Genomic DNA, 18,798 nt, shown 5'->3' with positions numbered 1-18,798 from the left:
GATTATTTCTCCGTTTCTTCGTTGTTGGAGGCTGTACCCGGCACACTCAGCGAGGCTAGGCGACCATTAGTAGGGCTTGCGTCTGAGGCTGGACGGATCACGTTGGAATCCCCCTGCTCGGAATTAGCGGCTAACTCTCCGCCGCTGTTTGGAGCGGCCGAATTGGTCGCGCTATTTGAAGGTGGGATTGATCCAGCACCAAGGGACAGACCATGCGCATTCTCCATGCCAGGCACAGCCATTGAAGCCATCACCCCGAGCACCTTCGCACCTCCATCTGCCGCTTGAGAAAGGGAGTTTCCCGAGCCCTCAGTACCCCTTTTTGATGTCTCTTGTTGTTTGTCTTTGTCGTCGTTGTCTTGCACTGCCTTTCCAGCCTGCTTGGCGGCCTGCTGCACGCCGCTGTTAGGTTGCTGGGCTGGGCTAGGCGTCGTTTTAGCGGTACTACCCCCTATGCTCGACCCTGCTGATGTAGAGCCCTTGATGACTGCGCCGCCGCCAGTGCTGGCACCTACTCCAGAGGACGCGGCGTTACCCATTGAAGCAGTTGCACCGATGCCGGAGTTTGCCGCACCGGCAAAGCTGGAGTTGATAGCGCCAGCCAATCCTCCGCTACCGGCAGCGCCTGCAGCACTTGCACCACTACCGGCAGCGCTAAGCGCGCCAGCGGCGGCGGGCGCAGCGGCACCGGCCGTGGCGATGGTGGCGACTGCGGCAGCAGCACCGGCTGCGCCAGCCGCAGCCATTCCGCCGATGGCCGAACCGCCGCCCATTGAAGTGCCGCTGATCATCCCGCCAATCAGGTCGGGAATAGTCTTGGTCAGGTAGGCGCACACCAGAGCCAGTCCCGCCAATGTCATCAGGGATGCTTCGTCATTGGTATAAGCCGCTAACCATGACTTGGCCGATGTGACAATAATTCCTACGATCAGTGTTAAGACGAATAGCTTGGCACCAACGGCAACAACGAAGCGCAGTGGTGCAATTGCAAAATCGCGAGTCCATTGCGAACCACCGAAACCGAAGAACAGCACGGAGGCATTGATGATGACGTACGACTCTACAAGCGTCACAAACATGAATGCCGCGATAAAGGCGAAGCACAGTAAAACCAAGCAGCCAACAAGCGCGATAAGGACTGCTTTACCCGGAGAAAAAAGTGAAATTCCTTCCACGATGGTGCGTGAGAAGTTGACGGCCACCGCGAACATATCACCAGGCTGAAGGGCACGACCCAAACCGCTAGCTGTGCCCGCAGCCTCTCGGAAACTGTCCACTACGGCTGTCGCCCATGGAACGGAATGCTCAATGACTGCGTAGAAAAAGCCAATTACCATGAAGAAGCGGATCAGCTCGCCCACAACTTCGCCTAAGTCAGCTTGCTTCATAACTAAAGGCATGAACGTCCAAACCAATTGGATGAGAGCGAGAGACGCCAGCAATCTGACTGCATATCCCTGTAGCCGCGGTGACCATTCACTTGCGGCTTGATAGAGCATCCGCAAAAGCCCGTTCATTTCATTGCTTTGAGTTACATCTCCCGCTGCCAGCGCGCTACCGGCCGAAAGCAAAAGTGTTGCACTAATGAGTGCTAGAAATGTTGAGCGTTGCATAGTTAGAAATCCTCAGACGGGCCCCAGTTGTTTTTCCGTGCTTCAAAGTTTTTATCCGTGTCAGATTGCATAGAACGCTCAGCAGCCCCGCAATCGGTGTGGATAGAAACAATGAATCCGGACAGAACAGCACCACTAAGAGCAGAGACGATGCATAACCCAGCGATCAGATTTTTAGATATGAACATGATTAGAAATCCTCGGAAGGCCCCCAGTTGTTTTTACGCGCTTCGAAGCGCTGCTCGGCTGCTTCGCTAGCGGCCTTCCGGTCGCCCTGCTGAGCCATGTAGTTGCCCTGCATGTTGATCTGCGTGGCCACTAGGTCGCGCAACTTTTGCAGTTGCTGCACGTTCTGCGAGGCGATTTCGTTGCCCGCCTGAATCGCTTGCATCCGCCCCACGGCCGACTGGGAACGGGAAACCATGCTGGCAAGCTGCGCGTCTTCAGATTCGAAAGCGCCTGTATTGAGGTTCGCCGCTTCCATAGCTGTTTTCACGTTGTCACGCCCTTGCTGTGACCACTTCAGATAGTGATTTTGCGTCGGGACCTCCGCTGAGTTCGCGGCTTGATTTAGGTAGGACTCGAAGCCCGGGAAGACCGTGTTGAACTGCGAGTCTATGTTCTGGATTTGGCGGCCCAGTGCCTGCGAGCGGGTGTAGATTCTGACCACGTTTTTCAAATCGGCCGCGATGCTGCCAAACATGGAATCGGGCAGGCCCGTGCCCTGCGTGACCATGTTTTGGTACTGCTGAATCTGCGTTTGCAACTGCTCGGCGGTATTCAGCGCAGTGTTCACCTGTTCGGCGTATTCGAACATCTGTTGATAGAACGTCGAGCAGTTAGAGCAATAGATGGCGTATGCCGGGAAAGGGGCGATGTATACGGCCAACCCAACAAAGGCAGCTCGGGCTATGTTGGCACCATAGGCCGCATGGCAAAGGAGTTTCCGGCCAGCAGAAACGGTCTTTTTGCGCGCAATAAATCTTGCTGGCAGCGTTTTTTCGGTGAAGAACGCTGTGATTTTTTGATGCATAACCCGGCCTCTATCAGTCACTTTGATCCGTGCCTGATCGTGCCCCGATATGCCGGTTGCATCGATGGAATGATTGGCTAATTAGGTTGACATGGAAGATATCGACTGGTGCCGATACATTTTACCGAATGCCTCAAAAAGCCGACTGGATGAGCTTTCAATCAGTTGGCGTCGACTTGTCGATGTGCCGAATATTTGGTGTTGCTGGTAGCAGTAGCGGGCGCTTGACGTGTGTGCAGTTCTTGAAAGGCTTAGCCGTTCATTGAAAGCTAGATGAGGTCGTCACGATTGTTGCCGCTGCTTGGGTCATGCTGGAACCCAGGTCGACGCTTCGGCATAGGAGTTTGCACTATGGAGGCACCGGATTTCTTTTGTCCTACCTGCGGCGTTATCGGAAGTGGCATTTCGTCAGGAGTTGTGGGCTGTCGGGTTCCGCGTTTGGTCGGCTTGCGGATGTACTTTCCGACGTATCGGGCGAACTGGCTGTAGCTCAGACCAGTGTTCTCGCCACCGTGATTCTCATACACGACCGTCACCGGCCAACCGGCTTGAATGAGGCCACGGAATTCATCGAGGCGCGCTAAAAACGCTACTCGCCCCGCGCCCGTAGGTCCTTCTTTTGGTGTCTTCATCAGCACAAGCTCCTCATAAGCATGGTTGCGCAAGTATGCGCAAAAAATTGCATAATCTCCATGCGTAATCCAGCGTAGATATGCGTAGACATGCTTAGAAAGGTTTGCTCTGAGTGGTTCGCAGAGATACGCACACATTAGCGTCGAATCGGACGGCAAGATGTGTGTTGTACGGGTACGGGCAAGCCCGTACCCGTCCACCACTGCCCCCTTATTCGCCTTCGGCTCAACGTATCTTGCTCTGGGAGGCCGCCAGCCACTACCGTGTCTAAGGCAAAAAACACCAGCGATAAAAGGAGCGTCCATGACAGGTGGCATCAAAAAAAGGCACCGGCTCGCCGACGCGGTAAGCCCATCGAGGTTTGGGTTACTGACGAGGAAAAGGCGACGATCACAGAGAAGGCAGAGGAGGCTGGCATGTCTCGCTCCGGCTACCTTCGCGCACTTGGTTTGAACACACCAATCCGGTCGGTTGTTGACCTGAGAGCCGTGGCTGATTTGGCAAAGGTTAACGGCGACACTGGACGGGTCGCTGGGCTTTTGAAGCTTTGGCTCGCTGAGAAGCGCGGGCAAGGTGCTCAGCCGGTAGATGTTGAGGAAATGATGAAAAATTTTCGTGTTCTGCAATCGCAGATTCTGGACCTCATGAGTCGAATTGTGTACCAGCGAAAATGAAAAAATACCGGTAATGCCGCTGCTGAGTTTTACCTTCAATTCGAGCGGGAAGTGGGAGAGGGTTCGATTGATTTTTCGCCGGTGTAGCAGGCAGCGAATAGCCAAAAGCTGGAGTCTTGTAAGTGGCGGCAGTCGCTTGGAGGCGGAAGATATGGGGCAAATTTTTTCAGAGCAGAGATTCCTCCTGTAGAACGAGGAGCTGGCTTGAAACGCCTCTTTCCCTCGAATCGATCACGCCATGCACGTTTAGCGTCGCCGATGGATACCAATTGCTCCATTCCGAGCATAAAACAGGTGAAAATGCATGTCGAAGCGATACCTGGACCTCGGAATGCTCTATGCATTTTGGGGTACAGCTTGCTCCTGCTTGCAAGCCATGCGCGAGCGATCGGTGCTAAGATGGGCTCTTTTGAATTGCTCGAAAGGCTAATCGTGATCGAGATCATGAATCCCAAGCAGAATGCCTCGAAATCGAATCAGAAAGAGGGGCGCTTGTTCCCCTACTATGCAGGCTATTCTGAGCAATTCGCTGAAAGCATAATCGATAAACTTTCTCTACCTAGCGGCAGCTTGATTCTGGATCCGTGGAATGGTAGCGGTACTACAAGCGTGGCAAGCTATAAAAAAGGTCATAGAACGGTAGGTATCGATCTAAATCCTGTAATGGTTTTGGTTGCCAAAGCATCTTTTGTATCAAAACTAGATATTCCTAGTTTGTTGCCGCTAGCACATAGTTTAGTAAAGTCTGTACCTAGAGCAATATCAAAAACAGTTTGCTTAGAACCTCTTGAGAAGTGGTTTGATCCGCAGTCTGCTTTCTATCTAAGATCTATCGAGAGCAAAATCAATAAGCTGTTAGTCGCGGATTCTGCTTATCTTAATTTAACTATTCGCGACAATAATAGTAGCGTTTCACCAATTGCAGCTTTTTTTTACGTGGTATTGTTTCGTTTAGCCAGAAGGCTCGTTAAAGATCTTGTCGGCACTAATCCAACATGGCTAAAAGTTCCAAAGGACGCAGGTAGCCGGAAAACGATTAAATTATCTACAGTGAAATTTATGTTTGTTCAAGAAGTATCACTCTTGTGTGAACAGGATCGTTTTTTTTCAAGTCCTGATGCTAGTCGCGTCGAAGTTCAAATGGGGGATGCGACAAATCTAGAACTTGAATGTGATAGCGTCGACGCTATCATTACTTCTCCTCCATATTGCACCAGAATTGATTATGCAGTGGCTACTTCTTTAGAGTTGGCGCTACTGAGAATGACAGTCGATGACTATAAGGTATTAAGAAGATCACTAGTTGGGACTTCTACAGTAGATCCCAGTGTCCCTATTCCTGAATCAGGCTGGGGGGCTGAGTGCATCAGTTTTTTGGATAAGGTACGGAATCATACTTCTTACGCTTCAAAGACTTACTATTACAAGAGTCACGTTCAATACTACAACGCGCTATATAAATCCATTGGCGAGGCTTCTAGAGTATGCAGGCCTGGTGCAGACTTAGTGTTTGTGGTTCAAAACTCTTACTATAAAGAAGTTCTTAACGATTTGGCCTTGATTGTAGAGGAGATGGGGAGTTACTTCAATTTGGAAACTCAGCAGCGCTGCGATTTTTCCAATAATCGCTCCATGTCTGATATTAATACCAATTCAAAAAAGTACTCCAAAGCAAGGCGCACGGAAGAAAGTGTTTTAATTTTTAAAAAGCTGTAGAGCTCGCAAATTATCCATAGATACGCTCAGTGAAGGATCATAGTGTGACAAAAAATCTTGTTGATGAGGTCGAAGAGCAGCGGCACGAGGTTGTAGTTGATTCTTACACACAAATGTGGAGTGAGCTTATCAATCAATTCAAAGCTGGAGACGTTGAAATTGATCCGCTTTATCAGCGAGGGTTTCGTTGGACCGTTGACCAACAAACGCGCTACATAGAGTCCTTGCTGTTGAATATACCTACGCCGCCGATCTTTTTAGCTGAAAAACAGAATGGGTCCTTTGAGGTTATTGATGGTCTGCAACGTTTCAGTACAGTGGTAAAGTTTTTCTGTGAAGAGATCAAGGGCTTAACTTCGAAGGTTTCAGCTGCTGGGGCGCCTGTAGAGAACGATTTGAATATTCCGACAATACTTTCTCACGCGCCTATTTTGAAGGGCTTAGAGAAACTTTCTCGAGCCACAATGCCCGATACTCTTCTTCGAACATTAAGATATGCGCGAGTGCAGGTGATACTACTTAAAAAAGAGTCTAGCCCGCTGGCCAAGTTCAACGTTTTTACTCGACTTAACCGATCGGGCACAACTCTATCTAATCAGGAAATACGGAACTGCTCGGCGCGCCTTACTGAGTCGCCATTCGCTGACCAGTTAATGGCCGTTGCAAACTCTGAGTTTGTTTGTGACGCGCTGAAAATGTCTGTAAAAGATAGGGCATCGATGGGTGTCCAAGAATCAATTCTTCGGCTCATTGCTTTCGGTAACTATAAACCTACGACGGCTAAGCTGGAGGACTTTCTAGACGAAGTGATGTACTCAATTTCTTCAGGCGGCATGAAGTTTGATGAAAATGAAAAGAAAAAAGTTACTGACGTTTTTAAGGTTATCTATAACGCTTATCCTGATGGTGAGGCATTCAGGTTTCGGAAAAATGGGAAGTTTACGGGGGGGTTTAGCCCGAATCTTTTCGATATTGTGGCTGTCGGCATCTATCTGAATTTGTCTAAATGTAAGAAAGTTTCTGTTGATCGTATGCGCAAACTAATAGTGGAGCTCCACGATCAAGATGAGGCTATAAAGTTAACAGGAGCAGGCTCGAATGCCCGACTGAAGATGATCGGGCGGGTAGCGTTCGGAAAAAAATGGTTCTCTAAGGGGTAATTATGGCTGTTCATTTAAGGCTGAGCAGCGCAAAACTTGAGGCCAAACAGGCGCTTGAACGACATTTAAAAATATTAGATGATATACATTCGCGATGCATAGTCTTAAATACTGGAAATGATGGTTTTCTTTACCTGATGTCTATTCCAATTATTTACGCCGCTTGGGAAGGATATTTTAAAATTGCTTGTTCAATTTGTCTGCGGCGTCATTGTCGGCCCGGTCAAAAAGTTAGCTCTTATACAAATATTTATGCTGCCCTGTGGTTGCAGAAAGAAGGTTTTCTCGCATCTTTCTTACAAAAGCTACTCAATACGATGACTCTTGGTACGCCACCCAAAAAACAGGGAGCAGGAAAGTTCGATGTGCTAACAGATTTTACTGGCGCGATGAAGACGTGGCTTGGAAGTCCCGTAGATCATTTAATAGATTTTGATGCATTGGTAATGACTCATTCCAATGTTAATAAAAACGTCGCAGAATTGAATGCCAAGATCATTGGTTTGGATATTTCTAACGTAAGTCTTGGTCGGCTTGATAGCTTGTTGGAACAGCGTAACAGCATCGCCCATGGCGGGCTAATAACATATCCGACAAAAATCAGTGTGGAAGATACGCTTGATTATTCTCGTAGGGTAATCACAGAGTTCCACGAGGCTGTTATAAATTGGCTAAATTCTAATTAATCACCTGAATGCTTCTTGGTTGGAGGATTCACTGGATCTGCTGGGTTAATTTTAAGGCGCACTTTTCTTCCACCGATTATTGATGGGAAATTCTACAGTGTCCACTTAAGGCTACAAGCGGTAATGGACACTGGATTTATTGGTAGATCTTTGTAAATGGCTTGCATTACAAGATTGATATTAATCTCATCATCTGTTCTAGGAGATCATCGTAAGTCATGATTTTGACGATTCGATTGGTATTGATTACGCGTAACGTATCTTTTTGGCTGACGGTTAGGTTTTTTGAGCGGCCAATCACTACTGCACCTTCAACCACATATTCTCGTTTAAGCCAGTCTGGAATGTTATTTTTTCCCGATCTTATTTCGCCTATCCAATCCTCAACTTGTTGGCTTGCGTGGGTCACTTTGCTGCGCAAGCGGTTATCTTTTGTGAAAATCTGATCTACATGCCTTTCCAGCTCAACTAGTAAAACCCGTCTATGTGACTGCTCATATTGCAAAACCATATCTGCCCTGAAGTTTCCTATAGGGACTTCCATGTGCATTCGTCCAAAATGTGAGTCAAATATCTCGGGGTTATGCTTGATGAAGTTTTGTAGATCTTTTTCAAGAGTCGAATCACGTCCTAAAAGACGGCAAAAATTCGTAAATTTCCTTTTCATCTGTGCGCGTGAATTAGGAGTTGGCATCAACGAAGATAATCTCTCGTCTAACATATGATTCTTAGATAAACTATCGTGCGGCATTTTTTTTGGTGTTCTATCCACGATTACCGGCGGAATAAGCTCCCCACGTCCCCTCTTCAGGATTTTAATGTCTGATTCATCAAAATTACCTATCACCACCGCTTTAACTGAATCGATTTTCAGAGCCCTATATGCACAGTAGGCCAGATAATCGTCATCCATTATAAGTTGACCGTCTTTTTCGTACAGCAGGATTTCGGCAAGTGGTTCGCCCCACTCTGCGATTCTACGCATAAAATCCTGTATGTCAGATTCAGGAATATTTAGTGCGTAATCAATATCGCGCGGTTTAATACGGTTGATTGGCAGGCTAATACGTGTGCAGGTAACTTTACCTTGAATCGCTTTGCAAATAAGTCGAACCAAGTAGTCGTTATCTTTCGGTTTTATAGATCGAGTGTCAACTATCGATTTGTTATCAATTCTCGGATGTTTGTAATTGCTGTAGGCCGCTAGGCATTTAAAAATTAACTCGATATAATTATTTTCGCTAAATGTTATTTTGCTGGCGTGAGCCCAGCCATCGTTTTGCATCAGAGAAACAAAAGGCTCAGGGTCTGTTTCTTTGATGCGAAACTCCGACCTAGAAACTTTTTCATAACCACCGCATAGATTAAAGCCGGTCACAGAATAGACTCTCCCACCTCCTTTGAGAGCCTCTCTTTGAAATAGGAAACCTACAGGTTCACCTTCGTAATCGGTTGACACGAAAAAAAATTCGGGAATCGGATAGTGTTCTAATGCGTAGAGCTGCTCAAGAGCAGCTTTGATTGTTGGTAATTCATTTGAGGAAGATACATAATCTTCTTTTAAATATAAAACTGCCTGGCAGATATCTCCAGAGTAAGCGTTCTCTTGGTATCTTTTTAATATCCATTCGGAAATTTCTTTGCTAGTTCCCACTCGTTTTTCGCCAAAGGTGATCTCCAGCATCATTTGTTGTCGCAATTTTTTTAGCAGCGATCTCCCGTCTCTCTCCTCATTTGATATTCCTTTCTCTTTGTTAACGCTAAGGAGGGTTTCGGAGTAGGGGGCTTTCACATCCATGATCAGGGGTCCAATGCAGTTATTGCTGAAGGTAGCTAAGAGCCTATCAATTCTGATGCAACTCTGTCTATCTGCTCTGATCGAGGTGACGAATAATTGGCAATACTGCGGAAGAAATGCTGATAGTTAAAATGCGTTCCTGAAGGTCTCATGGCCAAGTTTTTAATGGTTTTCTGTACTTTCTTGTTTTAGCGATCTACTTTTGTTGTAGGAATATTTTGAGTCATAGCTTTTATTAACTGTCTGTCTTTGCATTGGAGTTATGATTCGTTAGTTTCTCTAGTGATCTGAGTGGTTAATTTTTTTTAAAATTGTATGGGGTCGCGTCAGCTTGTCTTAGGTTAATGAACTGCTAGTAAGGCCACTTTTGTGTGTTTTCTGCGAACTGTAGTTTCTCCGTTTTGGTAGTAGCATCGATTCGGACTGCGGGTCGGCGCAGATTCACCTGATTGGCCCGACTATGCTGTAATTGGTGTACGCTCGCCTCAAGATAACGTCGGTGGCTGCTGCCGATTGGTAGTGGCCCCCAAAGTCCAAGCCGCTTCTAAGAGGCTATCACGCGCGCTGTACCGCCTAGCTACTAACAGGATGCCACTAGATGAAAAGTCGAACACATGACGAGTTCATGGCCGAGCAGATTAACGCCGATCCGCACTACGCTGCCGAGTTGCTTTGTGAAGTGCGCCGGAACGGCGACGCTGCCGAGTTAGCTATCCTATTGCGACAAATTACCAAGGCGTTCAGACAGGTTGAAGGCTGGAGTCTTAGCGATACAGATCACACGCAATTGCCATAAAGGCTATGGTATATCACATGGCGTTAAATTTATTTTGTAGCTTAACCTCATGAAAAATATGATATTTCCCACTGTTAACAATAGAGTGGGAGTGACCCCTCCTCGCAATAAACAAACGCCCGCGTAACAGCGGGCTTTTGTTTTTTGTCGCGGTACAGGGTTAAACATTAAGGTTCGGGTTTTGGCGCGAATGTCCCGATGTAAACATAAGGCTCAAGATTAAACGCCTCTTTTAGCTGGCGAGGATTGTACTCGGTGACCTGCGGCGTATCAGATAGCGCTGACGTCACCATGGCTAACCTCCAGGCTGGGTTGAGCATTAATCCTGCGTTGTGCTCGTTACGGGTAAGGAAAAAGCGCGGTGTCGTGCCGGCCGTACCCTTAACTTCGACATGTAGCTCTGACTCTTTGCGCGCGAAGAGAAAGTCATACCCGCAGGGAAGGTGTGTTGTACGCTGGTAGCCGTAACCTTGTGCTATGTAATACGCTATCACGGCGTCCTCAGCGGCAACCTCAACGGCTTTACGGTGTTCAGGGCTGCCAAATCCCCGAAGAGGGTCGGCCTGATCTAGTTCTGGGTCAAAAACGGTGTGTTCATTGGGGTTGTGTACTGCGACTGGGGCCAAACGCGTCATTAAGCTCTCGAGCCGAGCCTGCACTCTTTCTTTGTTCTCGGTCTTCGTAACGTTTGGGCCGTCCAGAAAAGAGTACTTCCCCTGTTTCACGGATGGATCCGAGAACGGCAGAACCCGCTCCTCGGGCGGGATGAAGTAAGCGGAATCGCTGGTTATGCAATATGACCAGTCGTAAGCGGGATGGGGGGAAACTTGCTGTCGCTGGTCGGTGTTGCTTGGGCGGACAATCCACTCACCATGAAGAGTCGCATTTTCGTACCAGCCGACCACGTGTATACCTGGGGTTGCCGGATTTTTGGCCAGACATACAACCGTCCATCCTTCCGGGTCGTCATGATAAGGCGCGTAGTTGCCTCCTTGAGGGGGAACATAACAGTAGTAAGTCCCATCGACATCCGGCATGAAGTTGTACGCTTCATGGCCTCGTCCTTCGTTTTCCGTGCCTCTGTTCTGATTTAGCCAGGCAAAGTTACCGGCGATGTCGCCACCTCGATAATATTCTGACCACCCGAATTTGACCCACAATACCTTATTCATGTAATGCCTTTCCTTTGGGCAGGTTTTTGCATTTTCGCAATCGAGGCAAACTGGTGGAGTGACGATCAGGCCTGAGTCGCTGATCCGAACAAGCAGCTCATGACGCTGGTATTTTAGATTCGTGGATTTCTACCGGGGCCAAAACAGGCTTTGACGTGTTCCAGAAGGTGAACCCGGCGAGGGCACCGGCGCACACCAATGCCAAGCCGCACAGTCCGGCCATGAGGCGACGTTGCTCACGGCGCAAGCGTGTTTCGCCGTTCTTCTGTTCGTTGCGCAGGGCATGTACCTCGACTTGACGCTCGGCCCGCTCCTGCTGCCGTTCGCTGCGTTCGTTAAGTAGCGCTTGGCTCTGTTCGGCCAGCACTTCGCGCAGTTCCGAGAGCTGGCGCTCAAGGTCGCGGTGATACTCGTCCCGCAGCTGCTCTTGAAAGGCTAAGTCGGCATCGAGCCGTTCGGTCTGGCTGGCGGCTTCACGGCGTTGTTCGTCGAGTGCGGCGAGCAGACCTCGCTCTACAATCGTGAGACGTTGTTCCAGGGTTGAGTCGACCGCCTGCTGCAACTTCGTGAGGCGCTGCTCCAAAGTGCTCGCCTGCTCATCGAGGATTTCCCGGAGCAACTGCTGCTGGTCTTCCAGAACCCGCTGCATCTGCTGCATGCGATTGTCAAAGTCCGCCAGCAGACGATCCCGGGTTTCCATCACTTCTTTGGCGATGCTTATCAGCATCTCGCCGTGTTCGTCGGTCAGTCCCTGGACTTTCAACAGGTCTGTGACGTATTGGCGCAAGCCAGCGGCCTGGTGCTTGATCACGGCCTGGTGCTGTTCGAGGCGCGTGTTCTGTCGTGCCAGTTCCTCGGCCTTGGCATCCAAGGTCTTCTGCTGGTCGGCCAGTTGCCCCTGCTGTTCGGTCAGTTGCTGCGCCTGCAGCGAGCTGATCACCATCAACTGGGCGAGAGTTTTGGAGAATTCCGCCTGCACTTCCTGGGCGTCGAGCTGGGCGTTCTTCAGTTCGCCACGATGAAAAAGCCGGCCTAGGAAGTTACGCTGCTCGTGTTCGTCGCGCACCCTCTTGAAATCGTCTAGACGTTTGAAGGTGCTGTGGAATTTCTCGTACACCTCGGCGATGTCGATACGGGCGAGCAGGTCGTCGCTTGGGACGGTGCTGGCGAGTTGGGCAATGACTTTGGACATCCCTTATGTTTCCTTCCTGAACTGCTGAAGCAACGAACCGAGGCGTTCGTTGAACTGTTTTTTGCTATCGATGGCCTGGGATAGGGCGACGATAGTCGAAGCCTGTTCTTCCATGGTGCCTTGCGCGTGCTGCACCGAGGCTTGGGAGGCCTCGGTTGCCTGGTCGAAGCGCTCGGCGATACGCTGATTGAGCTGGGCCATCATCCGGTAGCGCGCCGACAGCCGGAATTGCAGCTCTACCTGTTCGATCATGCGCTCGCCCAGTTCGGCTGTGGCTTGCAGGGTATCGATCTGCGCGTTGATGAAGTCGGTTCCCTTATCCAGCATCCAATCGATCAGCGAGTCGATCGCGTACATCAGCAGGGCGTTGGCGAGGCCGGTCATCAGGCCTGTGAGCACCGGGGCAATCATGCCGGCCAGCGGTGCGAGCACCGGGATGCCGATGATGAACGTGTTCATCGATTGCTCCAGGAGCATGCCGGCACCGAGGGTCAGCAGGCCGGCCAGGCTCTTGCTGACGGCGCGCATGACGTCGGCGCCGGACATCTCCTTGGGCGGCCAAAGCAGCAACTTAAGTGCCTTGAACAGCTCCTGCATGCCTTCGCGGATGACCGTCACGACCTTGGCCGAAGTGGTAATGAGGTTGTTGATTAGGAAGGTCAGCAGGTTGCTTACAAGGCCTTGCAGGCCGCCTTCGAAGAAGGCCTCGAAGGCGGCCTTGAACTTGCTCTGAACGCGCTTGAGCACACGCTCAACTGCTGCCATCACACGGTCGAGCAGGGGCTGCTGATCGTCACGCTGGCTGACCACCTTATGCACTTCGACGAAGCTGCCGTTGACCACCTCGAACAACAGCACTCCCATTGCCCTGCGGAGGCCTGTCTTGCCGAATTCCTTCGCGCCTGTAATGCCCAACTCCTTGCCGTGGTAGAGCAAGCGGTCTTTGGTATCGGGCTGATGCTGGTCGATGGCGGCGCGGGCCTTGTCGATCAGCGGCTTGGTAATGGATTCGTCATAACCGTTTTCGGCAGAAAGCGCGGTCTCTGCGGCGGTATCACTCTTTTCTCGGTTATTTTCAAAGGTGGTGAAATGCAGGTTGTCTTTTTCCGAGGCCAGCGCCTTGCGTTGCTCCGGAGTAAGCATCCAGCCGCCTTCCTTGTGTGCTTGCTTCAGGGGGATGGTGTGATCCAGCTCTGCGTTCATAACCAGCTTGCCATTTGACTTGGCCGTGCGCTTGGTCGGTTCATTTTCATTGGTGTAGGTGTCGATGAAGGTTTGCGAGTTCATCGTGCCGTCCTTCACCGCATCCTTCATCTTCTGCTTTTTCGCGGCAGCGTAATCGTAGTCGGCTTCCCGGTCATAATGCTCGGATGCCTTGGCGTAGATATCCTGGTTAGCATTGTGCTGGGTGGTGACGTTGCCACCATCGATGTCCGAGAACATTGCCGGGGTCAATCCGAAGGGGCCGACCACTTGTTGCAGGGCTTCTTCGCGGCAGCGGTCGAGCAGCTCCTGGAGGCGCTTGTCTTTCAGTGTCTCCCGTTCGGACCGAGCGCCAGCGGGCATCTGTAGCTGCCGCTGGTCGGCATCGATCACGGAGCTGAACAGGGCATCGAGATTAGCCGTGAGCAGTGGATCGACTTGCAGGGTCGGTTGGGAGGTCATGCAACAGTCCTTGTCGAAAGAAGCCTTCCCAGCGGGGAGAAGGCGAGAAGATACTATTAGGCCACTATTGGTTGTTCAGGCACAAGCCGCAGCCCTCAGGGCTTCCAGATCACTGGATGTCAGAAGCACCCCAAAGGTGTACCGCAGGCGGATACTGCTTGGTGACTATCAGCCCAGTACGGATATGGGTAGGCTCGGGTTATCGGCCATTCTTGATTGGGTTGCCCTTCGATGCTCAAGTCAGGACGCGAGAGGCACTACGTGTGATTGAGGTTTCGCAAAGCGAAGGGGTGCCTGTGAAGGTTAGGCGAGTCGGTAAGGGGAGTTACTTCCGAGTGCTACGGCATAACCCTCGACAGATAATGAATGATGCGCTGAGATGTGAAATGGTATTTTTCATGGTCCTGTGCTAATTGCCTCGCCAGAAGCGCCGCTTTTCCTGACGTTTACCTGCTTGTTAATAATAGAGTGGGAATGATCCTGCGATAGCAGGTGAGGACTGAATAACAGAACCCCGGCCATGTGCCGGGGTTTTTGCATGTTAGGCGAGTAGGTTAGAAGAACTCATCCTCTGTACATCAAGGAAGCTGTTCAATACAAAATGCATTGTATATTATGCAAAATTGTAATTTATGAGTTTTTGCATTGTATAGGATGCGATATAGATGGAGGATCTAGGAATTCTGATCAAAACCCTGCGAAAGTCCGCAGGCCTTTCGCAAAGTCAGCTAGCACAGCGGCACGGCATGAGTCGCGCCACCATCTCGGGGATCGAAAACAATACCATCCCTGAAATAGGTATTCGCAAGGTCGCAGCGATTCTTGAAGGCTTGGGATACGAATTGACCGCCACCCCCAATCCTCGACGCATGACTCTCGATGAATTGAAGGCAGGAGGTGTCCATGACTAGCCAACGTGATCGGTTGTACATCGGCACCAACGGTGTGCCTGCTGGAACGCTCGGACGACGTAATGAAAATCAGCGTGACTCGATTTTTTCGTATAACGACACGGTGGCCCAAGAGCAAGCAGTGTCCTTGACCATGCCGGTGCGCCTGGAAAGCTACAACTGGGAGTACGGCATTCACCCGTTGTTTGAGATGCACATTCCTGAAGGGCATCTCAAGGCCGAACTCGTACGGCGTTTCAGCAAATCGGTGCGCGGTTTTGATGACTTTGCTTTATTGGGCATCGTAGGTCCGCACCAATTGGGTCGTATCAGCGTTGCCCATCAAGCGGGTGATGCGTCGTTGCCTGGGGTCAAGCTGGCTGACCTGCTGGTGTACGACGGGGCTGAAGACCTGTTCGATGAGCTTCTGAAAACCTACGCCGCTTATTCAGGGGTGTCGGGCGTTCAGCCGAAAGTGCTGGTTCGCGATGTTGGCGATATGGCTGCTGATATTGAACGTCTTACCCACAAGGGCGCCACGCATTTGGTAAAGGCGTTCAATGAGTCGGACGTTCCTCAGTTGGCGGCCAATGAATTTTTCTGCATGCGTGCCGCATACCATTGTGGTCTTGAGGTGCCTGAGGTCCAGCTCAGTCATAACGGGAAGTTTCTGGTAGTGAAGCGGTTCGACATCGGTGAAAACGCCTACCTCGGATTTGAGGATATGTGTGTTCTATCGGGATGGGGAACCGGGAAAAAATATGACGGCAGCTATCAAGGGTGCGCAAAACTGATCAGGTCATTTGTCACGCCAAGCCGGGTAGCCAGGGCTCTTGAAGACTTTTTCATAATGGTGGCGCTCTCGGCCGGTATTCAGAACGGTGATGCACACCTGAAAAACTTCGGCTTGCTTTATGAAAACTGCGCCGAGGATGCCGATGTCTGGCTTGCCCCCGTTTATGACCTGGTGACCACTACGGTCTACGCCGGCAACGACATCATGGGGCTGTTGCTTGGCGGTTCGAAGGCGTGGCCAAAGCGCAAGATGCTTGTGCAGTTCGGGCGCAGTTCGTGCAGTTTGACGCAGGCGCGCTGTAACGAATTGCTCGCCAGAGTGGACGATGGCATGAGTCGCGCCATGGCGGAGCTATCCGAGTATCGAAGTACCCACCCGGAGTTCGAAGCCGTGGGGGAAAAGATGGCCGGCGCATGGGCAGCAGGCTTGGCCAGGAGTATCTCGGTGTCGTGAGGGGCCGGGTTTAAGCGAGCCCCAGGGAGCAGCCGGGTTTAGCGCCGTGCCACATCCGAAAAATAAAACTTATCCAACGTATGCCGCGACTCGGTGTACTCGAACTGCCTTCCATCCTGCAAGAACGTCTGGTTGCTCACCACAATCACATGGCTTTGCCCATCCAGATCCAGATGCGCCTGGTCGTCCTTGCTGCGCGGCAAGGCTTCGATGGTGCGCTGCGCATAGCTGATCTGCAGCTGCAGCGTTTGCTCGATAAACGCGTAGATCGACTGCTCGGCGATGTCGTGATCCAGGCCGGGAATCAGGTCACTGATGAAGTGGTTGATGTCCAGGATCACCCGTTTGCCACCGATGCGGCGTACCCGCTTGATGCGCGTAATGAGGGTGCCGGGCTCGGCCTCGATGTGCTGCAGCAGTGAGCCTTCCAGTGGAATCTGGGTGAACTCGACCACCTCGGTGCGTACGTCATCACCCAGGTCGGCGTGGGTTTCGTGGAAGCTGACGATGCCGCCCAGTTGGAACTCGATCGGGTTGGGCGACAACACAAAGGTGCCCTTGCCGTGGATCTTTTGCGCAAAGCCACGTTCCTGCAACTGCTCGATGGCGCGCCGCACGGTGCCACGGCTGGCCTGGTAGGCGTCCATCAGTTCGGTTTCGGAGGGAAGGCGCGTACCGCGCTGCAGGCGCTCGGTGGTGATGCTGGCAAGCAGATCCGTATAGATCTGGTTGTATTTGCTCATGGGATGGCTCTTGCCCGGCGTTATGAAGGTGGACTGCGCGTTCAAGGCAGGAACCATAGTGGCAGAGGTGGTGTTTGTCCATTGGACGGAGGTACGAGCCGGGGAAAAATCTGACAGAAAGCTCGCAGGCATAAACAAAAGTGTAACTCGTACAGACGAGTTGTTGATTTAACTCGTACAGACGAGTACTTTTCCCTCCTCGGCGTGCTGCCAACGACTGCCACCCATAAAAACAATCACAGTGGAAAACGAGCATGAGCCACGACTATTCAACGATTGCCCGCGAGATTCTCGACAACCTCGGGGGCCGCGAAAACCTTGAGCAGGCTGCCCATTGCGTGACCCGCCTGCGCCTTGCGCTCAAGGACCCTAGCCTGGTCAACAGCAGTGCCCTGAACCAGGTCGACCTGGTCAAGGGCTCGTTCTTTACCGGCGGCCTGTTCCAAGTGGTGATCGGCCCCGGCGAGGTGGAGAAGGTCTACGCCGCCCTGCGCGAACTGACCGGCCTGGCCGCGTCGACCATTGCCGACGTCAAGAAAGCCGGCGGCGACAAGACCAACCCCATGCAGCGCCTGGTGCGGGTGTTCTCCGATGTGTTCATGCCGATCCTGCCCGCGCTGATCATCGCCGGCCTGTTGATGGGCGTGAACAACCTGATGGGCGCCAAGGGCATGTTCATCGAAGGCCAGACGCTGCTGGAGGCCTACCCGAACCTGGATGGCCTGTGGAGCCTGATCAACCTGATGGCCAACACCTCCTTCGTGTTCCTGCCGGCGCTGGTGGGCTGGTCGGCGGCCAAGCGGTTCGGCGGCAGTGAAATCCTCGGCATCGTGCTGGGCCTGATGTTGGTACACCCGGACCTGCTCAATGCCTGGAACTACGGCAAGGCGGTCGCCGGCCTCGACGGCCAGAGCCTGCCGTACTTCGATATCTTCGGCTGGTTCCAGATCGAGAAGGTGGGTTACCAGGGGCAGATCCTGCCGATCCTGATGGCCGCCTTTGTCATGAGCGTGATCGAGAAGTGGCTGCGGGCGCGGGTGCCGAATGCCATTCAACTGCTGGTGGTGCCGATCACCACCATCGTTGTCACTGGTGTGCTGGCCCTGGCGATCATCGGCCCGGTGACTCGTCACCTTGGCATCCTGATCACCGAAGGCCTGGTGACCCTGTTCGAGATCGCCCCCATGGTCGGCGGCGCGATTTTCGGCCTGCTCTATGCGCCGCTGGTGATCACCGGCATGCACCACATGTTCCTGGCGGTCGACCTGCAGCTTATCTCCACCCAGGGCGGCACCTTTATCTGGCCGATGATTGTCATGTCCAACCTGGCCCAGGGCAGCGCCGCCCTCGGGGTGTTCTACATGACCCGCAATGCGCGGGACAAAAGCATGGCCTCGACCTCGGCGATTTCCGCTTACTTCGGCATCACCGAGCCTGCGATGTTCGGGGTGAACCTGCGCTTCAAGTTTCCGTTCTACGCCGCGCTGCTGGGCTCGGCGCTGGGCAGCATCTTCCTGTCGTTGAACAAGGTACAGGCGTCGGCCATCGGTGTCGGTGGGTTGCCCGGGTTTATCTCGATCGTGCCAAGCGCGATTCCGATGTTCGTGATCGGCATGGTCGTGGCGATGGTCGTGCCGTTTGCGCTGACGTGCATGTTGAGCATGAAGATCGTTCGGCCTGGTTACCGGGTCGCCTGAAGATCGCTATCGCAGGCAAGCCAGCTCCCACAGTGATGTGTGAACACATTCAAGTGTGGGAGCTGGCTTGCCTGCGATGAG

17 protein-coding genes are annotated in these 18,798 nt (G+C 51.8%); 8 read left to right on the top strand and 9 right to left on the bottom strand.

Translation table 11 applies throughout. The annotated features are described in order from the left end of the window. Positions 1 to 2: 2 nt before the first annotated feature. The 4 genes from trbL to E1K68_RS22625 form a co-directional block, all read right to left on the bottom strand. Positions 3 to 1,613: a P-type conjugative transfer protein TrbL gene (gene trbL, locus E1K68_RS22640; RefSeq protein WP_212614685.1), complete on the bottom strand. Its 1,611-nt coding sequence runs from the start codon at positions 1,611 to 1,613 to the stop codon at positions 3 to 5. A 2-nt stretch (positions 1,614 to 1,615) separates the two neighbouring features. Further along, entirely contained in the window at positions 1,616 to 1,801 is a 186-nt protein-coding gene (locus tag E1K68_RS22635; RefSeq protein ID WP_212614684.1) for a hypothetical protein, read from the bottom strand. Positions 1,802 to 1,803: 2 nt separating this feature from the next. Then, on the bottom strand, positions 1,804 to 2,646 hold the full coding sequence (gene trbJ, locus E1K68_RS22630) for a P-type conjugative transfer protein TrbJ (protein ID WP_212614683.1): 843 nt from the start codon (positions 2,644 to 2,646) through the stop codon (positions 1,804 to 1,806). 269 nt (positions 2,647 to 2,915) lie between these two features. After that, positions 2,916 to 3,278, bottom strand: coding sequence for a hypothetical protein (locus E1K68_RS22625; RefSeq protein ID WP_212614682.1), 363 nt, complete (start codon positions 3,276 to 3,278; stop codon positions 2,916 to 2,918). 354 nt (positions 3,279 to 3,632) lie between these two features. Between E1K68_RS22625 and E1K68_RS22620 the strand changes: the two genes are divergently transcribed. From E1K68_RS22620 to E1K68_RS22605, 4 genes are all read left to right on the top strand, one after another. Next, on the top strand, positions 3,633 to 3,953 hold the full coding sequence (locus E1K68_RS22620; RefSeq protein WP_212614922.1) for a CopG family transcriptional regulator: 321 nt from the start codon (positions 3,633 to 3,635) through the stop codon (positions 3,951 to 3,953). A 204-nt stretch (positions 3,954 to 4,157) separates the two neighbouring features. Next, positions 4,158 to 5,669, top strand: a complete 1,512-nt coding sequence (locus tag E1K68_RS22615) for a DNA methyltransferase (protein ID WP_212614681.1) — start codon at positions 4,158 to 4,160, stop codon at positions 5,667 to 5,669. 44 nt (positions 5,670 to 5,713) lie between these two features. After that, positions 5,714 to 6,829, top strand: coding sequence for a DUF262 domain-containing protein (locus E1K68_RS22610; protein WP_212614680.1), 1,116 nt, complete (start codon positions 5,714 to 5,716; stop codon positions 6,827 to 6,829). 2 nt (positions 6,830 to 6,831) lie between these two features. Then, complete coding sequence (locus tag E1K68_RS22605) at positions 6,832 to 7,515, top strand: MAE_28990/MAE_18760 family HEPN-like nuclease (RefSeq protein WP_212614679.1); 684 nt, start codon at positions 6,832 to 6,834, stop codon at positions 7,513 to 7,515. A gap of 166 nt (positions 7,516 to 7,681) precedes the next feature. On the opposite strand, the gene E1K68_RS22600 is transcribed toward E1K68_RS22605, so the two are convergent. Further along, positions 7,682 to 9,313 carry a Shedu immune nuclease family protein gene (locus E1K68_RS22600; protein WP_212614678.1) on the bottom strand — a complete coding sequence of 544 codons (1,632 nt, stop codon included), beginning with the start codon at positions 9,311 to 9,313 and terminating at the stop codon, positions 7,682 to 7,684. A gap of 598 nt (positions 9,314 to 9,911) precedes the next feature. Between E1K68_RS22600 and E1K68_RS22595 the strand changes: the two genes are divergently transcribed. Beyond that, on the top strand, positions 9,912 to 10,109 hold the full coding sequence (locus E1K68_RS22595; protein ID WP_212614677.1) for a transcriptional regulator: 198 nt from the start codon (positions 9,912 to 9,914) through the stop codon (positions 10,107 to 10,109). 167 nt (positions 10,110 to 10,276) lie between these two features. Here E1K68_RS22595 and E1K68_RS22590 read toward each other — a convergent pair whose 3' ends face one another. The 3 genes from E1K68_RS22590 to E1K68_RS22580 form a co-directional block, all read right to left on the bottom strand. After that, a complete protein-coding gene (locus E1K68_RS22590) occupies positions 10,277 to 11,281 on the bottom strand; it encodes a DUF3883 domain-containing protein (RefSeq protein WP_212614676.1) in 1,005 nt (334 codons plus the stop codon). 97 nt (positions 11,282 to 11,378) lie between these two features. Then, positions 11,379 to 12,473: a hypothetical protein gene (locus E1K68_RS22585; protein ID WP_212614675.1), complete on the bottom strand. Its 1,095-nt coding sequence runs from the start codon at positions 12,471 to 12,473 to the stop codon at positions 11,379 to 11,381. Positions 12,474 to 12,476: 3 nt separating this feature from the next. Further along, entirely contained in the window at positions 12,477 to 14,069 is a 1,593-nt protein-coding gene (locus E1K68_RS22580; protein ID WP_212614674.1) for a hypothetical protein, read from the bottom strand. A gap of 734 nt (positions 14,070 to 14,803) precedes the next feature. Here E1K68_RS22580 and E1K68_RS22575 point away from each other — a divergent pair. Together E1K68_RS22575 and E1K68_RS22570 are read left to right on the top strand one after the other, a co-directional pair. After that, positions 14,804 to 15,049, top strand: coding sequence for a helix-turn-helix transcriptional regulator (locus E1K68_RS22575; protein ID WP_003193996.1), 246 nt, complete (start codon positions 14,804 to 14,806; stop codon positions 15,047 to 15,049). Next, positions 15,042 to 16,277 carry a type II toxin-antitoxin system HipA family toxin gene (locus E1K68_RS22570; protein WP_003193995.1) on the top strand — a complete coding sequence of 412 codons (1,236 nt, stop codon included), beginning with the start codon at positions 15,042 to 15,044 and terminating at the stop codon, positions 16,275 to 16,277. Before E1K68_RS22575 ends, E1K68_RS22570 begins: the two co-directional genes overlap by 8 nt. Positions 16,278 to 16,315: 38 nt before the next feature. Here the strand turns inward: E1K68_RS22570 and treR are convergent, their stop codons facing one another. Further along, on the bottom strand, positions 16,316 to 17,020 hold the full coding sequence (gene treR, locus E1K68_RS22565) for a trehalose operon repressor (protein ID WP_003193994.1): 705 nt from the start codon (positions 17,018 to 17,020) through the stop codon (positions 16,316 to 16,318). A 254-nt stretch (positions 17,021 to 17,274) separates the two neighbouring features. Here treR and treP point away from each other — a divergent pair, with 254 nt between their 5' ends. Continuing rightward, complete coding sequence (gene treP, locus E1K68_RS22560; RefSeq protein WP_003193993.1) at positions 17,275 to 18,717, top strand: PTS system trehalose-specific EIIBC component; 1,443 nt, start codon at positions 17,275 to 17,277, stop codon at positions 18,715 to 18,717. The last annotated feature ends 81 nt before the right edge of the window (positions 18,718 to 18,798 follow it).

The organism is Pseudomonas sp. B2021 (assembly GCF_018135665.1).
In the GTDB taxonomy this organism is placed as follows: domain Bacteria; phylum Pseudomonadota; class Gammaproteobacteria; order Pseudomonadales; family Pseudomonadaceae; genus Aquipseudomonas; species Aquipseudomonas lactis.
The sequence above is the reverse complement of the archived record's forward strand: the minus strand, read 5'-3'. Positions and strand labels throughout refer to the sequence as shown.